This is a genomic window from Parvibaculum sp., from assembly GCF_035325945.1.
In the GTDB taxonomy this organism is placed as follows: Bacteria; Pseudomonadota; Alphaproteobacteria; order Parvibaculales; family Parvibaculaceae; genus Parvibaculum.
The window spans coordinates 15,352-34,213 of record NZ_DAOKYX010000017.1 but is presented as its reverse complement, the minus strand read 5'-3'; the positions used below and the strand labels follow the sequence as shown (position 1 = coordinate 34,213).

Genomic DNA, 18,862 nt, shown 5'->3' with positions numbered 1-18,862 from the left:
GAGACCGGCGCTGATTCTCGCTACTCGATCGCGGTCGCGCGCTCTTCGCGCACGAAGAGCACCATGATGATGCCCGCCACGATGAGCGGCACGACGACCATGAGACCGATGCGCTGGCTGCCGCTCCAGGCGGTGACGACACCGATGAGAAGCGGCGCGACGAAGGTCGTCGCCTTTCCCGCGAGCGAATAGAGGCCGAAGAACTCCGTCATCATCTCGACGGGCGCGATGCGGGCGAGCATCGTCCGGCTCGACGAGATGGTCGGCCCCGCCATCAGCCCGAAAAGCCCGACGGTGACGAGGAAAGCCTGCTCCGGCAGCGTGCTGAACGCCTTGGCGTCGGCCGCGACCGGCACATGGATGAAGAAGAAGATCTGTTCCCGGTCGAAGGAGATGAGGGCAAGGAAGGTGACGACGGCGCCGATGAGCGACCAGACGAGCGTCGCCTTGGAGCCGAAGCGCTGATCCGTCCAACCGCCGACAAAGGCGCCGAAGGCCGCGAAGAGCGTAACCCATATGCCATAGACCGCCATCTCCATCGCGCCCCAATGGAAGATCGACGCGGCGAGGATGCCGCCGAAGATGAAGATCGCATTCATCCCGTCATAGAAGGCCATGCGCGAAAAGAGATAGAGCGCGACATTGCGGAAGTGCCACGCCTTGCCGATGGTGTGGATCAGGCGCTTCAGACCCGCCCTCGCCGCCTGCGCGCGCGAAAGTCCCCGGCGCGGCTGATCGGGAACGACGAGAAGAAGCGGCAGCATGAAGACGAGGAACCAGAGGCCGGAGATCGGGCCGACGATGCGGTCCGTCTCGTGAGCCTCCTTCGACAGCCCGAAAAGCGGCGCCTCGGGAATGAAGGGGGCATGGACGAGCCCCGGAAGCTGGAGCGTGATCAGCACCGCGACGAGAGCCACGATTGCGGCAAGCTGGCCGACGCCGATGCCGATGCCGGAGAGAAGACCGATCCGCCGTTCGGATGCGATGGTCGGCAACATGGCGTTGGCGAAGATGATGGCGAACTCCATGCCGACCGAAGCGACGATCAGCGACACCATGATCGGCTCGACCGGCACGCCGGGAACCGCGATCCAGAGGCCGAAACATCCGGCCACGCAGATGAGGGTGAAGAACAGGATCCACGGTTTGCGCGGGCCCGCAGCATCCGCTATGGCGCCGAGAAGCGGGCTCGAAAGCGCGATGACGATGCCCGCGATCGCCTGCGTGTAGCCCCACACCGCCTGCCCATGCACGGGATCGCCGACGACCGTCGCGCTGAAATATGGCGCGAAGAGAAAGATGGTGACGAGCGAGAAATAGGGCTGGTTCGCCCATTCGTAGCAGACCCAGGCCGCCTGGGCGAGATTGGAGGCGGGTTCGCCCCGGGACGCTTGCTCGCTCAATTTCCGGTTTCGCCCTTTCTAGTCGATCGCATCGGACCGCTGTTCGCGCACGAGGAGCATGCCGGCAAGACCGATCAGCATCAGGACGAGGATCGAGGCGAAGCCGATGCGCTGGCTCTGGAAGTAGGAGGTGGTGAAGCCGACGAGTTCCGGCCCGAGAAAGGCCGTCGCCGTGCCCGAAAGCGCGTAGAGGCCGAAGAACTCCGACATCTTCGAGACGGGCGCGATGCGGGCGAGCATGGTGCGGCTGTTCGCATAGGCCGCCGTGATGCAGACGGCGACGATGAGAACGACGATGAGATAGGCAAGCTCGGGCGCGGTGCGGAAGAAGGGCAGATCCCAGATCGGCGGGCTCGCCGGATCGTAAGGCAGGAAGAAGAACATCGACGTCGGCGTCATCGAGACGGCGAGGACGATGCCGATCGAGGTGCCGCCGATGGAGACGAGGATCGCGCGCTTCGAGCCGAACGTGTCGTCGAGCCAGCCGCCGAAGAACCCGCCGCCGACGGCGAAGATCGAAAGCACGATGCCGTAGATGGTGAGCGTCAGCGCGTTCCAGTGGAAGACGCCCGCCGCATAGACGCCGCCGAAGATGAGCACGGCCGTCTGCCCGTCATTGAAGAACATGCGCGCCACGAGATAGGTGGCGACGTTCCGGTAGTGCCTGATCTGGCGCACCGTCCTGAAGACGCGCCTGATGCCGTCCATCACCGCCTTGCGCTTGTGGATGCGGCCCTTGGGCTTCACGTCCGGCGTGAAGAAGAGGAGCGGCATCGTGAAGACGAGAAGCCAGATCGCGGTCAGAGGCGCGGAGATGCGGCTGTTCTCGTGCTGCGAGACGTCGATGCCGAATAGCGCCTTCTCGGGAATGAAGCTCCAGTCCACATGGCCGGGCAGCATGAAGGCATAGAGAAGGAAGCAGAGGATGATGAGCGCGCCCGCATTGGCAAGCGCAAGCGCGAGCCCCGAGAGAAAACCGATGCGCTCATGCGGTGCGACGGTCGGCAGCATCGAATTGTGAAAGACCTCGGAGAAGGAGAAGGCGACCGAGATCGTGATGAAGAGAAGCGCGATCTGGAAGATCGAGAGCCCCGCTCCGCCCGGCAGCGCCCACCAGAGCGCGAAGATCGCCGGCACCATGATGGCGACGAAGGCGATGAGCCAGGGCTTCCTCCGCCCGCCCGTATCGGCGATGGCGCCGAGGATCGGGCCGAAACAGGCGATGATGAAACCGGCGATGCCGTTGATATGGCCCCAGATCGCCTGGCCCCTGACCGGATCGCCGACCACGGTGCTCGAGAAATAGGGCGCGAAGATATAGATCGTGACGATGATGACGTACGGATCGCGCGCCCACTCGAAAAGCGCCCAGCTGAACTGACCCTTGGCGTCGGCCGCCTTGTGGCCGGAAGCCGAAAGGCCACGGGATGCCCCGTCAGGAGCGCCTGACGGCGCGCCGTCCTCCGCCACATCGTTCACTGCGTTCACGAAACACCCTCCCCGGCGCGGCGCGACAGCACGGCATTTGTCGTGAGGGATGCGCGCATGCAGCCCCGCCATGCCTTGCCGCTATCGCGTGCAGGATTGGAGCATAAAGGCCGGGAGCATGGAAGGGTTGCGGGCGCGCAAACGGCAAATTGCGCCGCGCGGGGCGAGCGTGGCGCCTCAGGCGGCGATGCCGCAGCACTTCTTGTATTTCTTGCCGGACCCGCAAGGGCAGGGCTCGTTGCGGCCGACCTTCTCGACGCGGCGCGGCCGGGTGCCGCTGACGCCATCGACATAGTACCAGCGGCCGTCCTGCTTCTCGAAGCTGCCCGTCTCGTGATGGACGCGGTCCTGCCCGTTCTGGCGGAACAGCGCGACGAATTCCACATCGCCCTTCGTGTCGCCCTCGCCGCCGCCCGTGGTCGAGCGGATATGGAGGCCGGTCCATTCGCTGGAACGCGCCCATTCGGCCGCTGCCTCGCGGTCGAAATCGCCGCGCGTGCCGGGCAGAAGCGATTCTTCCAGATAGTCGATATTGCCGGTGGCGAAGGCCGAATAGCGCGAGCGCATCAGCGCTTCGGGCGTCGGCGCCGCCTTCTCGCCCGAAAGATAGGGGCCGCAGCAATCGGCGAAAGCCTTGCCGGACTGGCAGGGGCAGGTTTCGGGATTTGTCATTCGCTTCCCCCGCAAAAGGAAAAGCCGCCCGGCGGCGGCTTTACAGAGCGGCAAATCTGGAGCGGGCGAAGGGATTCGAACCCTCGACCCCAACCTTGGCAAGGTTGTGCTCTACCCCTGAGCTACACCCGCATCCATGAAAACAGCGGTGGCCGCTGTTCGTGAGGGCCGTGTTATGACCCATCGTCCCGGCCATTGCAAGAGGGCATTGCGCACCCTTTTCAGGCTTCCTGCGAGGGCTTGCCGCCCCGGCCCCTCCATGCCAGAAATCCCCCATGCCCGACAGCGCCCCGCCCCCGAAACTTCACGGTCCGGAAGCCTTCCTCGCCTGGCTCGATGCCCATGGTATCGCCCATGAGACACGGACGCACGAACCGCTCCACACCGTCGAGGAGGCCCGCGCCGCCCGCGCCCAGTGGGGCGCGCCCTGGACCGGCGGCGGCCATTGCAAGAACCTTTTCCTCAAGGACAAGAAAGGCGCGCTCTTCCTCATCGTCACGCTCGAGGATCGCGAGCTGAAGCTCAACCGCCTCTCGAAGCCCCTTGGAAGCGCCCGGCTATCCTTCGCCAATGCCGATCTCATGTGGGAGAAGCTCGGCGTCCGTCCGGGCTCGGTCACGCCCTTCGCGCTGGTGAACGACAGCTCCTGCGAAATCCGCCCCGTGCTCGACGCGCCCATGCTCGAACATGACCGGCTCCACTACCATCCGCTCGAGAACACGGCCACCACCGCCATCGCCCGCGACGACCTTCTGCGCATCTTGCGTCTCACGGGCCATGAGCCGATGATCCTCGACCTCGTCGAAGCGCAGGAAGAAGCGGCGGGCTGAGGCTTGCCCGGTGCGGCTTTCTGCCGTTAAACCATTGTTTCCAAATAATGCAGGCCCCACATAGGGGAAGCTGACAGGCCGCCGCACGAGACGCGGCGCACGGGAAAGCAGGACATGGAACCCATTTTCGGAACGAAGCCGGGAGCGGCCGCGGCCCCTGCCGCCGCGCCGGGCGAGCTTATCAAAGACACGACGACGCAGACCTTCGCCGCCGATGTGCTCGACGCATCGATGAAGGTGCCCGTCATCGTCGATTTCTGGGCGCCCTGGTGCGGTCCGTGCCGGCAGCTCGGCCCCGTGCTCGAAAAGCTGGTGCTGGCCGCGCGCGGCGCGGTGCGCCTCGTCAAGATGAACATCGACGATTATCCCGAGGTCGCCCAGCAGCTTCGCGTCCAGTCGATCCCCGCCGTCTTCGCCTTCAAGAACGGTCAGCCGGTCGACGGCTTCATGGGCGCGCTGCCCGAAAGCCAGGTCCGCGCCTTCATCGAGCGGCTTGCGGGCGATGTCGGCCCCTCGCCCGCCGAGGAGCTGATCGAGGCCGGCCGCGCCGCCCTCGAGGCTGGCGATCTCTCCAGCGCCGCGCAGGCCTTTGCGCAGGCGATCCAGCTCGAGCCCGGCATTCCCGCCGCCGTCGCGGGCCTCGCGCGCTGCTATATCGAGAGCGGCGATTTCGACCGCGCCCGCCAGACGCTCGGCCTCGTGCGTCCCGACGCGAAGAACGACCCCGAAATCACGGCGGCCCTCGCCTCGCTGTCGCTCGCCGAGAAATCGGCCGATGCGGGCGACACCGCCGAACTCGAGGCCCGCATCGCGGCGAACGCCAGGGATCATCAGGCCCGCTTCGACCTCGCGCTCGCGCTCCATGCGCGCGGCGACCGGGAAGGCGCCGTCGATCAGCTTCTCACCATTGTCGGCTACGACCGCAAATGGAACGACGAGGCGGCGCGCAAGCAGCTCGTCGAATTCTTCGAGGCCTATGGCGCAAAGGACGAAGTGACCCTTTCGGGCCGGCGCCGTCTTTCCTCTCTCCTGTTCAGCTAGGCGAGGCCATGGCACCGACCGACCGCTATCGAAACATCGGCGATCTTCCCGCCTCGATCCCGGTCTTTCCGCTCGCGGGCGTGCTTCTGCTGCCGCGCACGCAATTGCCGCTCAACATCTTCGAGCCGCGCTATCTGCGGATGGTGGACGATGCGCTCAGGGGCGAGCGCATCATCGGCATGGTGCAGCCCGCCGACGAGGCGGCGATCGCCGCCTCCACCGACCCGCAGGCGAAGCCGAGGCTCGCCGAAGTGGGTTGCGCGGGCCGCCTGACCGCCTGGACCGAAACCGCCGACGGGCGCAACCTCATAACCCTCACCGGCATTGCGCGCTTCCGCATTACGGGCGAACTCGACGTGACGACGCCCTATCGCCGCTGCACGGTCGAGTGGGACGAATTCGCCGACGACCTCACGCCGGAATTCGGCGGTACCGAGGTGAGCCGCGACCGCCTGCTCGAAATCCTCAAGACCTATCTCGACAGGCACGGGCTTCAGGCCGACTGGCGCACCATCACGCAATCCTCCAACGAAGCTCTGGTGAACTCGCTCTCCGTCATCAGCCCTTATGGGCCCCGCGAGAAGCAGGCGCTGCTCGAGGCGAAGACGCTCGAGGACCGCAACCAGCTGCTCATCGCGCTCACCGAAATTGCGCTTCAGCAAACCTCGCCCAGCGAGACGACCGTCCAATAGGAAACCGACATGTCCGAAACGCGCGCCCCGGAAGTGGACCCCAAGCTTCTCGAAATCCTGGTCTGCCCCGTCACCCGAACGACGCTGCGCTACGATCGCGAGCGCCAGGAACTCATTTCCGACAAGGCGCGTCTCGCCTTTCCGATCCGCGACGGCATTCCGATCATGCTTGCGGAGGAAGCCCGTTCTCTCGACGACGAGCAGGCATGACCGGGCGGAGACGACGATGAGCGATCACGCGAGCGAGCGGCCCTGGCCGACGGAAATCAGGCTCAGAAAGGCCGAGCGGCTGCTTGAAGTCGCCTTCGAGGGCGGCGCGCGCTTTGCTCTGCCTGCGGAATATCTGCGCGTCGAAAGCCCCTCCGCCGAGGTGCAGGGCCACAGCGCCAGCCAGAAGCAGACCGTGCCCGGCAAGCGCAACGTGACGATCGAAGGCGTCGAGCCCGTCGGCAATTACGCCGTGCGCCTCATCTTCAGCGACGGCCACGACTCGGGTCTCTATACGTGGGAAACGCTCTACCGCCTCGGCCGCGAGCACGATGCAATCTGGGCGGAATATCTCGCCGCGCTGGAAGCCAAGGGCCTGAGCCGGGGCTGAGCCCCAACCTTGCGAAGAAGCCCCCTCAGACCGCCTCACCCCTGAGAAGACGCGGCAGATCGCCGATGACGCCGCCCGCATGGCGCATGAAGAGGCGCCGGAGCGGTCCGATCTCGTTGACGAGCCCGAGGCCGAGATCGCGCGCGAGGCGCAGCGGGCCGATATCGTTCGAGAAGAGACGATTGAGCCCGTCCATCATCAGCGACAGCGCCGTATTGTCGAAGCGCCGCCAGCGCTGATAGCGTTCCAGCACGTCGAGCGCGCCGATATCGAGCCCGAGACGCGCCGCATCCACCACCACTTCGGCGGCCGCCGCCACATCGCGCAGGCCGAGATTGAGCCCCTGGCCCGCGATCGGATGCACGCCATGCGCCGCGTCTCCGACAAGCGCGAGGCGCGGACGCACATATTCGCGCGCGAGCTGCAGATTGAGCGGATAGGACCAGCGCGGGCCGACCGGGCGGCACTGGCCGAGATAATCGCCGAAGCGGGCGCGCATCTCGTCGGCGAACGCCTTGTCGCCGAGCGCGAGGATGGCTTTCGCCATATCGTTCTTTTCGGTCCAGACGAGCGAGGCGCGGTTGCCGACCATGGGCAGAATGGCGAAAGGCCCGCCGGGGAGGAAATATTCCTGCGCCACGCCCTCATGCGGCAGCTCGTGCTCGACCGTCGTCACGATGCCCGTCTGGCCGTAATCCCAGCCGATGGTCCTGATGCCCGCCGCCTCGCGCGTCGGCGAGGGCCGGCCATCCGCGGCGAAGCAGAGCTTCGCATGAACGAGCGAGCCGTCGGAAAGCGTCGCGGTGACGCGCGCGCTCCCATATTCGACATGCCGCACGGCATTGGGCGCTATGAGCCGCACCAGCGGCTCCGCATCCACCGCCTTTTGCAGCGCGATCCGCGTATGCCGGTTCTCGATCAGATGGCCGAGCGGCTCGTCGCCGATCTCGGTGTGGTCGAAATGCAGGAAGAGCGGCGAGGCTCCTTCGCGCACGCGCCCGTCCGACACGATGATGTCGTTGATGGGCTGCATCTGGCCGTCGAGATATTTCGTGACGCCGATGCGCTCGAACATGCGGCAGGAGGCAAACGCGATCGCCGAGACGCGGCCGTCGAATCCGGCATCAGTGACCTTGGCCGGATCCTGCGCGTCGACAGCGGTGACGCTGAGGCCCCCTTGCGCGAGCGCGAGCGCCAGCGGCAGGCCGGCAAGGCCGCCGCCCACGATCAGAACATCGCTTTCATGAACCGCTTTCGTCATGCGCCAGAGCCTCTAACGGATGGGCTCCAAAGTCCAGCCCGCGCGGCGATTTGCCCTCCCCTTCAGGCCGCACTAGGCTTCGGAAAAACGAATGAAGAACGGGAGGCCGCCATGTCGAAAACTGCAGAAAAAACCGACCTCGATCTGCCCACCGGCGCACGCCTGACGGCGCTGGACGAGGACTATCGCGAAAATCTCTACACCGTGCTCGACCGCCTGCGGGCGGCGGCGCCCGTTCACCGCGATGCCGAACTCGGCCATGTCTTCGCCACCCGTCATGACGATGTGCGGGCCGTGCTCAGGGACCGCGAGCTTCTGGTCGATCCGCGCACCACGCTGCCGGACGACTATGTGCGCCTCTTCGTGCCGGACCTCGAGAGCGATGACTACAATCCGAGCATGCTCTTCCTCGACGACCCCGATCACAAGCGTCTGCGCGGCATCGTCTCGCAAGCCTTCAATCCGCGCTCGGTCGAGGCGATGCGGCCCCGCATCGAGGCGATCGCGGCCGAGCTTCTCGACGCGATGGAGGGCAAGAGCGAAGTTGACCTCATCGGCGCCTATGCCGCGCCGCTCCCCACCATCGTCATCGCCGAGATGCTCGGCGTCGCGCGCGAGGACCGCGCCGAATTCAAGCGCTGGTCGGACGACATCGTGCAGGCTTTCGATCCCCTGCGCAGCGAGGAGACGTCGCGCCGCATGGCCGCCTCGCAGGAGGCGATGCGCGCCTATTTCGTCGATGCGATCGCCGAGCGCCGCGCCCACCCGCGCGAGGATCTCATGAGCGAGCTCATCCGCGCCGAGGAAGAAGGCAACAGGCTCACCAATCGCGAAGTCCTCAGCATGTGCACGCTGCTGCTGACGGCGGGCAATGTGACGACGACCGATCTCATCGGCAACGGCATGTTCGCGCTTCTGACCCATCGGGGAGAACTCGACAAGCTGAGGGCCCGGCCCTCGCTCATCGTGAACGCGGTGGAAGAGATGCTGCGCTATGACAGCCCGGTGACCGATTCGGGCCGCCACGCCGCAAGGGACACCGTCGTCGGCGGCTGCCCGGTCGAGAAGGGACGCACCGTCACCACCTCGCTCGCCGCCGCCAATCACGATCCGGCCGTCTATCCCGATCCGCACCGCTTCGACATCGAACGCGCCGACACGCATCACCATTCCTTCGGCGGCGGCGTTCACATGTGCCTCGGCGCGCCGCTCGCCCGCCTCGAGGCGCAGATCGCCATTCAGGCGCTCATCACGCGCTTCCCCGCCATCGCGCTGGCCAAGGAAGCGCCGGTGCGCCGCCACCTGCCCGCCTTCCGCGGCTTTCAACGACTGGTCGTGACGCTGTGACCGCAAGCTGGAACGAAACGACGACGGCGCTTGAGTTCGGCCGCCTCTTCGAGGAAGGCAGGGCCGATCCGCGCGAGGTGACGGAATTCTTCCTCGACCGCGCCCGGAGGGATGATGCCGACGCCCGCGTCTATGCGCGGCTGACCGAGCGCCGCGCCATGGCCGAGGCCGAAGCGGCTTTCGACCGGGCAAGACGCGGCCTGCGCCGTCATCCGCTCGATGGCGTGGCCCTCTCCTGGAAGGATATTTTCGACAGCGCCGGCGACCCGACGCCCGCCGGCTCGCTCGCGCTCAAGGACCGCGTGCCCCCACATGACGCCGAGGTTCTTGCCCGCGCGACGCGCAAGGGCGCGGTCTGCCTCGGCAAGACCAACATGACCGAGCTCGCTTTTTCCGGCCTCGGCATCAACCCCGCCTATGGAACGCCCGCCAATCCCTTTGACGAGGCGATCGAGCGTGTGCCGGGAGGCTCCTCCTCGGGCGCGGGCGTCTCGGTATCGCGCGGGCTCGCCGCGGCGGCGATCGGCACGGATACCGGCGGCTCGGTGCGAATACCGGCCGCCTGGAACGGCCTTGTCGGGCTGAAGACGACGGCGGGCCGCCTGCCCCTCGCAGGCACCGTGCCTCTCTCGCCGACCTTCGACACGGTGGGGCCGCTCGCGCGCGATGTCGCCGACGCCGCCGCCCTTCTCTCGCTTCTCGACGGCACGAAGCCCGCCGATCTCGAGGGCGCCGATCTTGCGGGCAAGGTCTTCTGGCTTCCGGGCGGCGTCGCCTGGGAGGGGCTCGACGATGGCGTGGCGGGAGCGCTCGATCAGGCGATCCGCCGCCTCCTTCATGCAGGCGCGCGGATCGTCGAGCGCAAGCTCCCCGAACTCGATGAGATCGACGCGCTCGCCTGGGCGCCGGGGCGAAGCCGGCTCGTCGCCGAAGCCCATGCACTCTGGGCGGAGACGCTCGCCGCGCATCGCGATGAAATCTATCCGCCCGTCTTCGAGCGCGTCATGGCGGGCGCGGAATTCAGGGCCGCCGACATCACCCGCGCCGACATGGAACGCGCGGAGATAACGAAACGCTATCTCGCGCGGACGGCAGGCTTCGACGCGGTGCTGCTGCCCTCGGTCGCCATCATGCCGCCGCCCATCGCGGCGCTCGAAGCGGGCGGGCCCGATTATTTCGCCGCGAACCGCATGGCGCTCAGAAACACGACCATCGGCAACCAGCTCGGGCTCTGCGCGATCTCGCTGCCCGCGGGTTACGATCAGGCGGGCATTCCCGTAGGCCTCATGCTTCAGGCCGCTCCGCATACGGAGGAAGGCCTGCTCCGAACCGCGCATGCCGCCGAGCGGGCCTTGCGCTGACACCCATGAAAAAGCCCCGGAGTTTCCCCCGGGGCTTTGTCTTTCGGGTCACGCTTCTCAGCGTACCGGCGCCATCCGCGCGCGATCCTCGATCGCCCGCTTCTGGACATAGGAGAAGATCGCCTCGGCCTCCTCTTCGGAAATGAGATCGGCGAAGCTCGCCATGCCATTGTCCTTGAGCATGCCGCCGCGCACGATGTCCTGGAAGTGCTGACGCGTGTTCTCGTTCATGCGCCGGAGATCCGGCGTGATGCCGGGGCTCACCGCCATGGTGCCATGGCAGAAGGCGCAGTGCTGCTGGAACGAAACCTCGCCCTTGCGCACCGTCGCCTCGTCGGCGGTGAGCGGCGGCCAGGCCGGGATCGACTGGTCGCGGAGCGCGAGCTTCGGCAATTCGCCCGAGCCGCCGATCTTGAAGACGAGCAGGCGGCCGTCATTACCGTATTTCGCCGCCGCCGAGGTGCGCGCATCGCCGGAGGTGATGTTGACGCCACCCCAGCCCGCGAGCACGGCGATATATTGCTCGCCATCGACCATGTAGGTGACGGGCGGCGCGACGATGCCGGTCTGGATGTTCTGCTCCCAGACGCGCTCGCCGGTATCGGCCTTGTAGGCATAGAGATAGCCGTCGGCCGTTCCCTGGAAGACGAGATTGCCCGCCGTCGTCAGCACGCCGCCATTGAGCGGCGCGGGATACTCGACCTGCCACTTCACCTCGCCCGCGACCGGGTCCCACGCCTTGAGGAAGCCGTGGCTCGGCGGAATGTCGCCCAGTGCCTTGATCGCATCGATGAGGTCGGCGTAGTCGAGGCCGAGGTTCCACCAGTTCTTCTCGGCCGTGTAGTGGTGCTTCTCCTTCCACTCCTTTGTGAGCGCGTAATAGAGAGCGAGATCCTGCGCCGGAATGTAGACGAGGCCCGTCTTCGGGTTGAAGGCCATCGGATGCCAGTTATGCGCGCCATTGGCCGAAGGCTGGACCCACTGGCCGACCTTGTCATAGGCGAGCGCGGGGTTCTCGACCGGCCGGCCGGTCTTCATGTCCACATGGCTCGCCCATGTCGTCACCGCATAGGGCTTTGCCGAGAGCAGTTCGCCCGTCTCGCGGTCGAGAACGTAGAAGAAGCCGTTCTTCGGCGCATGCATGAGCACCTGGCGCTTCTTCCCATCGATGGCGAGATCGGCAAGGATGATGGGCTGGGTCGAGGTGTAGTCCCAATTGTCGCCCGGCGTTTCCTGATAGTACCACTTCATGCGGCCGGTATCGGGATCGAGCGCGATGATCGAGGAGAGATAGAGGTTGTCGCCGCCGCCCGGAGAACGGATGGCGCGCGTCCAGGGCGAGCCGTTGCCCGTGCCGACATAGAGCGTGTTGAGCTTGGGATCGAAGACCATCGAGTCCCAGGCCGTTCCGCCGCCGCCGATCTTCCACCACTCGCCGCCCTTCCATGTCGGAATGGCCTTTTCGAGTTCGGGGTTCTCGACCGGCTTCGAGGGATCGCCGGGCACTGTGTAGAAGCGCCAGACCTCGGCGCCCGTCTCCGCGTCATAGGCGGTGATATAGCCGCGCACGCCATATTCGGCGCCGCCATTGCCGATGATGACCTTGCCGTTGACGATGCGCGGAGCGCCCGTCGAGGTGTAGGGCGCGCCGGGAACGGTGTTTACCTTCCAGACGATCGAACCGTCCTTCGCGTCGAGCGCGAAGAGGTGCCCGTCGAAGCTCGCCACATAGACGCGGCCCTTCCACACGGCGACGCCGCGGTTGACGACGTCGCAGCAGCCATAGCGGCCCCACTCGCCGGGCACTTCCGGATCGAAGCGCCAGAGTTCCTTGCCCGTGCGCGCATCGACGGCGATGGTCACGCCCCAGGTGAGCGTGGTGTAGATGACGCCGTCGACGACGATGGGCGAGGCTTCGAGGCCGCGCGTCGTATCGGTATCGAGGGACCAGGCAAGAGCGAGCTTGGAGACGTTCTTGTCGTTGATCTGGTCGAGCGGCGAGAAGCGCTGCTCGTCGAAGGTGCGGCCATGCTGCATCCAGTTGCCGGGTTCGCTGTCGGCATTGATGATACGCTGCTGATCGACGTCGGCGAGAGGCCGCGAGGTCGCTTGCTCCGTGGCCGGAACATTGCCGCCCGGCAGCTGCTCGCCGGCCGCCACCGTCTTCTCCGGTTCCGCGCCGCGCTCGCCGCCGGCCATGAACTGCCATCCGACCGCGATGACAAGCGCCACTGATGCCGCGACGCTGACTGCCGCGGGCCACCTGTTCGATGGTTGGGCCATTTCCTCCCCGTCCCTGTTCGTTTCCCCATGTCCTGCCTTGCGGCAGAATGCGGAAGGCTTTCTTCGGCCTCCTCTGCACGGGCGGAAGCTTAACGGAAGGCCCCGCGCCGCGAAAGACGCCGGGCGCACCGGCTGCGGCTCTTTCCGCCCGCGAACGCATAATGAATGTGCAGTTGCGTCTGTATGCATAAAAAATGTGCAAGAAGTTGCGGCGGTGCACCCGACGAAATGGCGGCTGCGCCAAAAGAACTATTCAGATCAACAGCTTGCGGGAGCAGCCCAACCCGGCACGTTTCTTGAGAACCACCTTGCAGGCGGCGCCCCGCGCCCTGACGCGCAAGCCGTGGGGCGGCGCCTCGGAGCCGGGACCCAGGGCCCGGCAACAATGGAGAAAAGGATGACTGTGAAGGGATATGCATCGGGAGCCTGGCGAAGGCTGCCCCTCGGAGCCTCGGCGGCCGCGCTCGCGCTCCTCGTTTCCGCAGGCCAGGCCTTCGCGGAAGAGGCCCCGAAGATCGACACCGGCTCGACCGCCTGGATGATGACATCCACGGCCCTCGTGCTGCTGATGACCATTCCCGGCCTCGCCCTCTTCTATGGCGGCATGGTCCGCAAGAAGAACGTCGTGGCCATGACGGCGCAGAACTTCGTCATTGCCGCGCTCGTCACGGTGCTCTGGACGGTGATCGGCTACTCGCTGGCCTTCCGCGATGGCGGCGCGCTGCAACCCTATATCGGCGGCTTCGACCGGGCCTTCCTCAAGGGGCTCACGGTGGGCGCGGTTTCGGGCGCCATTCCCGAAAGCGTCTTCATGGTCTTCCAGATGACCTTCGCCATCATCACCCCGGCGCTCATCACCGGCGCCTTCGCCGACCGCATGAAGTTCTCCTCCCTCCTCGCCTTCATGTCGCTCTGGCTCATCTTCATCTATGCGCCGGTCGCCCACTGGGTCTGGGGCGGCGGGTTTCTCGGCACGGCGGGCGTTCTCGACTTTGCCGGCGGCACGGTGGTCCACATCAATGCGGGCATCGCCGGCCTTGTGACCTGCCTCGTCCTCGGCCCGCGCAAGGGCTACGGCCATGAAAACATGGCGCCGCACAATGTCGTGCTCACCATGATCGGCGCCTCGCTGCTCTGGGTCGGCTGGTTCGGCTTCAATGCAGGCTCGGAACTCGCGGCCGATGGCAGGGCGGGCTTCGCCTTCATCGTCACCCAGATCGCGACCGGCATGGCGGCCCTCTCCTGGATGTTCGCCGAATGGTTCGTCCACAAGCGGCCGACGCTGCTCGGCCTCTGCTCGGGCGCGGTCGCGGGCCTCGTCGCCATCACGCCGGCCTCCGGCTTCGTCGATCCAACGGGCGCGCTCTGGATCGGGCTTGCCGCCGGCGTCATCTGCTTCATCGCCTCGACCAATGTGAAGCGGGCGCTCGGCTATGACGACGCGCTCGACGTCTTCGGGGTCCACTGCGTGGGCGGCATCGTCGGCGCGGTCCTCACCGGCGTCTTCGCGACCATGGCCGTGACCGGCGCGACCTCGCCCGTCGGCGGCATCGATGGCAATTGGGGGCAGGTCCTCACCCAGATCGAGGGCATCCTCTACACGCTCGTCTGGTCGGGTATAGGCACCTTCGTGCTGCTGATGATCGTGAAAACGGTCTTCGGTCTCAGGGTGTCGCCGCAGGAGGAAATCGAGGGCCTCGACATCAATCTCCATGGCGAGACGGTGCAATAGGAACGGCCAGCGGAGGCCACTCGCCCCAAAGGTTAACGATATTCTGAGGAATTGCTTCCAATTGTGTGGATAAAGCCCGAAGATTCCACAGATTTCTCCACCGATGGGGACCGGGCAAGCATCTGGACCGGCTCCAAGTGCCCCGGTAAGATTAAATGGTGCGCCGAAGCAGGTTGCTTCGGCGCTTAACCATGCCGCGGCACGAGCCCGCCGGTTGGAGATGCTTGCGCCCTCATGTCCGCGAACGACCTGACCCATAACCGCTTTGCGGACCTGCCGGATTCTCCCTTCCCCCGCCTCAACGAGCTGATCGAGGGGCTGAGCCCGGGCAAGCCGCCGATCGTCATGTCGCTGGGCGAGCCGCAGCACCCCTTCCCGGCCTTCGTCTCCGAGACCATCGCCGCCCATGCGAAGGAATTCGGCAAATACCCGCCCATAGCCGGGACGCCCGATTTCCGCGCCGCGGTCGCCGCCTGGCTCGGACGGCGCTACGGCCTCGGCCCCGACGTGATCGGGCCGAAGAGACCGCTCGATCCCGACCTTCAGATCCTGCCGGTGAACGGCACGCGCGAGGCGCTTTTCAACGTCGCCTTCGTGGCGACGCCGCTCGCCAAGGCGGGCCAGCGCCCGGCGATCCTGATGCCGAACCCCTTCTATCAGTGCTACGCGGCAGCAGCCCTTGCCGCGGGCGCCGAGCCCGTCTATGTCGCCGCGACGCGCGAAACGGGCTTCCTGCCGGATTTCGCGGGCCTGCCGGAAGAACTTCTGGCGCGGACGGCGATGATCTATTTCTGCTCGCCCGCCAATCCGCAGGGCGCGGTGGCAAGCCTCGACTATCTGAAGGAACTGATCCGGCTCGCGCGCCGGCACGGCATCCTTCTCGCAATCGACGAGTGCTACGCCGAAATCTATGACCGCGAGCCGCCTTCGGGCGCGCTTCAGGCGGCGCTCGAAATCTCGAACCCGGATGGCGAGGTTTTCGACAACATCGTCGTCTTCCATTCGCTGTCCAAGCGGTCGAGCCTTCCGGGCCTGCGCTCGGGCTTCTGCGCGGGCGGCCGCGACTTCATGATCCGCTTCCGCAACTTCCGCAATGTCGGCGCGCCGCAGGTGCCGCTGCCGATCATGGCGGCCTCGGCGGCCGCATGGAGCGAGGAAACCCACGCCGCCGAAAATCGCGAGCGCTACCGCCGCAAGATCGACATGGCCGAGCGCATTCTCGGCAATCGCTTCGGCTTCTATCGTCCGGCGGGCGGCTTCTTTCTCTGGCTCGATGTCGGCGATGGCGAGCAGGCGGCCCGCGAACTCTGGGCGCGGGGCGGCGTGAAGGTCTTGCCCGGCAAGTATCTCTCGCGCGAAGATTCGCTCGGGCGCGTCAGCAATCCGGGCGCCGCCTATATCCGCGTCGCACTGGTCGAAAGCGAGGCTGCGACGGAAGAAGCACTGACGCGCATGGCGGAGGTTCTGTGATCGGCGCTGCCGCACGCGGACGGGCGCCGAAACCGAAGGCGACAAGGAAGACGTCGAAACGGCCGGCGTCCGGTGGTTGGAGGACGGGAGTGAGGATCTGGGCTAACCCGCTCGCCTATCTGCCCATGGGCGTGCGGCTCTTCCTGAGCCGCCGGCTGGAGGAAGCCGCGGGCCTCGCGCTCATTCTTTTCGCGCTTTTCGGCCTCGTCGCGCTGCTGAGCTGGTCCCGCCACGATCCGAGCCTGAACAACGCGACCGGCATGCCGCCGCAGAACTGGATGGGCATGCCCGGCGCCTATGGCTCCGACATTCTTCTCCAGACGCTCGGCCTCGGCTCGCTCGTCTTTCTCATTCCGCCGGCTGCCTGGGGCGTGCGGCTCATTCGCCACGACATGCCGCCGCGCCTCGTGCTGCGCGTCGCCTCCTGGCTTCTCGCGACGCTCTTCGCCGCCGCCTTTCTCGGCACGCTGCCGCTTCTCCAGATCTGGGCGCTGGCGCCCGGCCTCGGCTTTGGCGGCGTGCTGGGCGATGCGCTTTCCGCGCTCGGCCGCGGCCTCTTCTCGCCCTTCATCGGCATCGGGCTTTCCTATGCGCTGACGGCGCTCATCACCGCGCCCATCGCGGGCTTCCTCGCACTTTATGCCGCCGATCTCGAAATCGCCGACATCCGCGCCTTTGCCCGCCGCGCCGCCTTCTGGTCGCGCGAGGAAGGGGGCGACGAAGAGGATGACGAGGAACTGAGCTATCCGCTCCGCCGCCGCCGCCGCGACGAAACACAACTCGAAGGAAGCGGTTCGGGCAAGCGGGGCTCGTCTCCCCGGCGCCCCGATGTCGAACCGAGCCGCCTTCGCGTTCTCGCCTGGACGGTTGGCGACTTCGTCACCGACTGGCGCGACCGTCTCATGCGTCAGGGCGAATATGCCCCGCTTTCGGCGGAGGAAATCGCTGAGGCGCGGATGCGCGGCGGCTTCGGCCGGCGCATGGCCGCGGACGATGAACAGATCCCGGATGACGAAGAATTCGAGGAGGAGCGCCCCGCCCGCCGCAGGACCGCGGCCGAGCGGATGGAGCCGAAGCTCGAGCCCAAATCGGCGCTGCGCGTGAGCCGCACCGCGCCCAAGGCTGCCAAGCCCTCCAAGCGCGCCGCGAAGGAAGCGCAGCCCTCCCTCGCCCTCGAGCCCGCAAGCGACTACCAGCTTCCGCCGCTGAACCTGCTGGCCAAGCCGAAATCGATCGGCGGCGCGGCCGCGATGACCGACGAGGCGCTCGAGCAGAATGCGCGCCTGCTCGAATCCGTGCTCGACGATTTCGGCATCAGGGGCGAGATCATCAATGTGCGGCCGGGCCCCGTTGTCACGCTTTATGAACTCGAACCGGCGCCCGGCATCAAATCCTCGCGCGTCATCGCGCTCGCCGACGACATCGCCCGCTCGATGAGCGCGGTGTCGGCGCGCGTCGCGGTCGTGCCGGGCCGCAACGCCATCGGCATCGAGCTTCCCAATGCGAAGCGCGAAATGGTGTTCCTGCGCGAGCTTCTCGAAACGGCCGATTACGAGAATGCGAGTTCGAGGCTCACGCTCGCGCTCGGCAAGAATATCGGCGGCGAGCCCGTCGTCTCCGATCTCGCCCGCATGCCCCATCTCCTGATCGCGGGCACCACGGGCTCCGGCAAATCGGTCGGCATCAACACGATGATCCTGTCGCTGCTCTACCGGCTCTCGCCCGAGCAGTGCAAGCTCATCATGATCGACCCGAAGATGCTCGAGCTTTCCGTCTATGACGGCATCCCCCATCTCCTCGCGCCCGTGGTGACGGAGCCCAAAAAGGCCGTCGTCGCGCTCAAATGGGTGGTCAAGGAGATGGAAGACCGCTACCGCAAGATGTCGAAGGTCGGTGTACGGAACATCGACGGCTACAACACCCGCGTCGTCGATGCCGCCGAACGCGGCGAGGTGCTGGTGCGCACCGTGCAGACGGGCTTCGACCGCGAGACGGGAGAGGCGATCTACGAGGAGGAGGAAATGGACCTCGCGCCCATGCCCTTCATCGTCGTCATCGTCGACGAGATGGCCGACCTCATGATGGTCGCGGGCAAGGAGATCGAGGCCGCCGTGCAGCGCCTCGCCCAGATGGCGCGCGCCGCCGGCATCCACATCGTCACCGCGACGCAGCGCCCCTCGGTGGACGTCATCACCGGCACGATCAAGGCGAACTTCCCGACCCGCATCTCCTTCCAGGTCACCTCCAAGATCGACAGCCGCACCATTCTCGGCGAACAGGGCGCCGAGCAGCTTCTCGGCCAGGGCGACATGCTCTACATGGCCGGCGGCGGGCGCATCCGCCGCGTGCACGGGCCCTTCGTCTCCGACGAGGAGGTCGAGAAGGTGGTGAACTTCCTCAAGAAGCAGGGCGTGCCCGAATATCTCGAGGCGATCACGGCCGAGCCCGAGGAAAACGGCGAAATGTTCGGCCTCGATGGCGAGGGGACGGGCGACGACCTCTATGACAAGGCGGTGGCCATCGTCGCCCGCGACAAGCGCGCCTCGACGAGCTACATCCAGCGCCGCCTCCAGATCGGCTATAATCGCGCCGCAAGGCTCATCGAGCTTATGGAAGAACAGGGCGTGGTGAGCCCGCCCAACCATCAGGGCAAACGCGAGGTTCTCATCGGAGAGCACTGAGGG

General features: G+C 66.3%; 15 protein-coding genes and 1 tRNA gene. 10 read left to right on the top strand and 6 right to left on the bottom strand.

All coding sequences use genetic code 11. The features are described from left to right. Positions 1–20: 20 nt before the first annotated feature. The 4 genes from PKA57_RS09750 to PKA57_RS09735 all read right to left on the bottom strand — a co-directional run bounded on the left by PKA57_RS09750 (position 21) and on the right by PKA57_RS09735 (position 3,695). The gene (locus tag PKA57_RS09750; protein WP_324299998.1) at positions 21–1,403 is read right to left on the bottom strand and encodes an MFS transporter; all 1,383 of its coding nucleotides are present in this window, start codon (positions 1,401–1,403) and stop codon (positions 21–23) included. 18 nt (positions 1,404–1,421) lie between these two features. Continuing rightward, entirely contained in the window at positions 1,422–2,891 is a 1,470-nt protein-coding gene (locus tag PKA57_RS09745; RefSeq protein WP_324299996.1) for an MFS transporter, read from the bottom strand. A 177-nt stretch (positions 2,892–3,068) separates the two neighbouring features. Beyond that, positions 3,069–3,563, bottom strand: coding sequence for a YchJ family protein (locus PKA57_RS09740; protein ID WP_324299994.1), 495 nt, complete (start codon positions 3,561–3,563; stop codon positions 3,069–3,071). Positions 3,564–3,620: 57 nt separating this feature from the next. Continuing rightward, positions 3,621–3,695, bottom strand: a tRNA-Gly gene (locus tag PKA57_RS09735). Positions 3,696–3,838: 143 nt separating this feature from the next. Here PKA57_RS09735 and PKA57_RS09730 point away from each other — a divergent pair. The 5 genes from PKA57_RS09730 (at position 3,839) to PKA57_RS09710 (ending at position 6,724) form a co-directional block, all read left to right on the top strand. Continuing rightward, positions 3,839–4,393 carry a prolyl-tRNA synthetase associated domain-containing protein gene (locus PKA57_RS09730; RefSeq protein WP_324299991.1) on the top strand — a complete coding sequence of 185 codons (555 nt, stop codon included), beginning with the start codon at positions 3,839–3,841 and terminating at the stop codon, positions 4,391–4,393. Between the two features lie 114 nt (positions 4,394–4,507). Beyond that, positions 4,508–5,434, top strand: a complete 927-nt coding sequence (trxA, locus tag PKA57_RS09725) for a thioredoxin (RefSeq protein ID WP_324299989.1) — start codon at positions 4,508–4,510, stop codon at positions 5,432–5,434. An 8-nt stretch (positions 5,435–5,442) separates the two neighbouring features. Continuing rightward, the gene (locus PKA57_RS09720) at positions 5,443–6,126 is read left to right on the top strand and encodes an LON peptidase substrate-binding domain-containing protein (RefSeq protein ID WP_324299987.1); all 684 of its coding nucleotides are present in this window, start codon (positions 5,443–5,445) and stop codon (positions 6,124–6,126) included. 9 nt (positions 6,127–6,135) lie between these two features. After that, positions 6,136–6,336 carry a Trm112 family protein gene (locus PKA57_RS09715; RefSeq protein WP_324299985.1) on the top strand — a complete coding sequence of 67 codons (201 nt, stop codon included), beginning with the start codon at positions 6,136–6,138 and terminating at the stop codon, positions 6,334–6,336. Between the two features lie 16 nt (positions 6,337–6,352). Beyond that, positions 6,353–6,724: a DUF971 domain-containing protein gene (locus tag PKA57_RS09710; RefSeq protein WP_324299983.1), complete on the top strand. Its 372-nt coding sequence runs from the start codon at positions 6,353–6,355 to the stop codon at positions 6,722–6,724. Positions 6,725–6,749: 25 nt separating this feature from the next. Here PKA57_RS09710 and PKA57_RS09705 read toward each other — a convergent pair whose 3' ends face one another. After that, a complete protein-coding gene (locus PKA57_RS09705) occupies positions 6,750–7,985 on the bottom strand; it encodes an FAD-dependent monooxygenase (protein ID WP_324299981.1) in 1,236 nt (411 codons plus the stop codon). A 111-nt stretch (positions 7,986–8,096) separates the two neighbouring features. On the opposite strand from PKA57_RS09705, the gene PKA57_RS09700 reads away from it, so the two are divergent. Together PKA57_RS09700 and PKA57_RS09695 are read left to right on the top strand one after the other, a co-directional pair. Then, positions 8,097–9,332, top strand: a complete 1,236-nt coding sequence (locus tag PKA57_RS09700) for a cytochrome P450 (RefSeq protein WP_324299979.1) — start codon at positions 8,097–8,099, stop codon at positions 9,330–9,332. Beyond that, positions 9,329–10,693 carry an amidase family protein gene (locus PKA57_RS09695; RefSeq protein WP_324299977.1) on the top strand — a complete coding sequence of 455 codons (1,365 nt, stop codon included), beginning with the start codon at positions 9,329–9,331 and terminating at the stop codon, positions 10,691–10,693. Before PKA57_RS09700 ends, PKA57_RS09695 begins: the two co-directional genes overlap by 4 nt. Positions 10,694–10,750: 57 nt before the next feature. Here PKA57_RS09695 and PKA57_RS09690 read toward each other — a convergent pair whose 3' ends face one another. Further along, on the bottom strand, positions 10,751–12,976 hold the full coding sequence (locus tag PKA57_RS09690) for a PQQ-dependent dehydrogenase, methanol/ethanol family (protein WP_324299975.1): 2,226 nt from the start codon (positions 12,974–12,976) through the stop codon (positions 10,751–10,753). Positions 12,977–13,373: 397 nt separating this feature from the next. On the opposite strand from PKA57_RS09690, the gene PKA57_RS09685 reads away from it, so the two are divergent. The 3 genes from PKA57_RS09685 to PKA57_RS09675 all read left to right on the top strand — a co-directional run bounded on the left by PKA57_RS09685 (position 13,374) and on the right by PKA57_RS09675 (position 18,859). Then, positions 13,374–14,708, top strand: a complete 1,335-nt coding sequence (locus tag PKA57_RS09685; protein ID WP_324299973.1) for an ammonium transporter — start codon at positions 13,374–13,376, stop codon at positions 14,706–14,708. 234 nt (positions 14,709–14,942) lie between these two features. Next, complete coding sequence (locus PKA57_RS09680; protein WP_324299971.1) at positions 14,943–16,178, top strand: aminotransferase class I/II-fold pyridoxal phosphate-dependent enzyme; 1,236 nt, start codon at positions 14,943–14,945, stop codon at positions 16,176–16,178. Between the two features lie 125 nt (positions 16,179–16,303). Then, entirely contained in the window at positions 16,304–18,859 is a 2,556-nt protein-coding gene (locus PKA57_RS09675; protein ID WP_324300052.1) for a DNA translocase FtsK 4TM domain-containing protein, read from the top strand. The last annotated feature ends 3 nt before the right edge of the window (positions 18,860–18,862 follow it).

Excerpts from the sequence above, each read along its gene's own strand:
- PKA57_RS09740 (WP_324299994.1), bottom strand. The coding sequence starts at position 3,563 with ATGACAAATCCCGAAACCTGCCCCTGCCAGTCCGGCAAGGCTTTCGCC.
- PKA57_RS09730 (WP_324299991.1), top strand. The coding sequence starts at position 3,839 with ATGCCCGACAGCGCCCCGCCCCCGAAACTTCACGGTCCGGAAGCCTTC.
- trxA (WP_324299989.1), top strand. The coding sequence starts at position 4,508 with ATGGAACCCATTTTCGGAACGAAGCCGGGAGCGGCCGCGGCCCCTGCC.
- PKA57_RS09720 (WP_324299987.1), top strand. The coding sequence starts at position 5,443 with ATGGCACCGACCGACCGCTATCGAAACATCGGCGATCTTCCCGCCTCG.
- PKA57_RS09715 (WP_324299985.1), top strand. The coding sequence starts at position 6,136 with ATGTCCGAAACGCGCGCCCCGGAAGTGGACCCCAAGCTTCTCGAAATC.
- PKA57_RS09710 (WP_324299983.1), top strand. The coding sequence starts at position 6,353 with ATGAGCGATCACGCGAGCGAGCGGCCCTGGCCGACGGAAATCAGGCTC.
- PKA57_RS09705 (WP_324299981.1), bottom strand. The coding sequence starts at position 7,985 with ATGACGAAAGCGGTTCATGAAAGCGATGTTCTGATCGTGGGCGGCGGC.
- PKA57_RS09700 (WP_324299979.1), top strand. The coding sequence starts at position 8,097 with ATGTCGAAAACTGCAGAAAAAACCGACCTCGATCTGCCCACCGGCGCA.
- PKA57_RS09690 (WP_324299975.1), bottom strand. The coding sequence starts at position 12,976 with ATGGCCCAACCATCGAACAGGTGGCCCGCGGCAGTCAGCGTCGCGGCA.
- PKA57_RS09685 (WP_324299973.1), top strand. The coding sequence starts at position 13,374 with ATGACTGTGAAGGGATATGCATCGGGAGCCTGGCGAAGGCTGCCCCTC.
- PKA57_RS09680 (WP_324299971.1), top strand. The coding sequence starts at position 14,943 with ATGTCCGCGAACGACCTGACCCATAACCGCTTTGCGGACCTGCCGGAT.
- PKA57_RS09675 (WP_324300052.1), top strand. The coding sequence starts at position 16,304 with ATGGGCGTGCGGCTCTTCCTGAGCCGCCGGCTGGAGGAAGCCGCGGGC.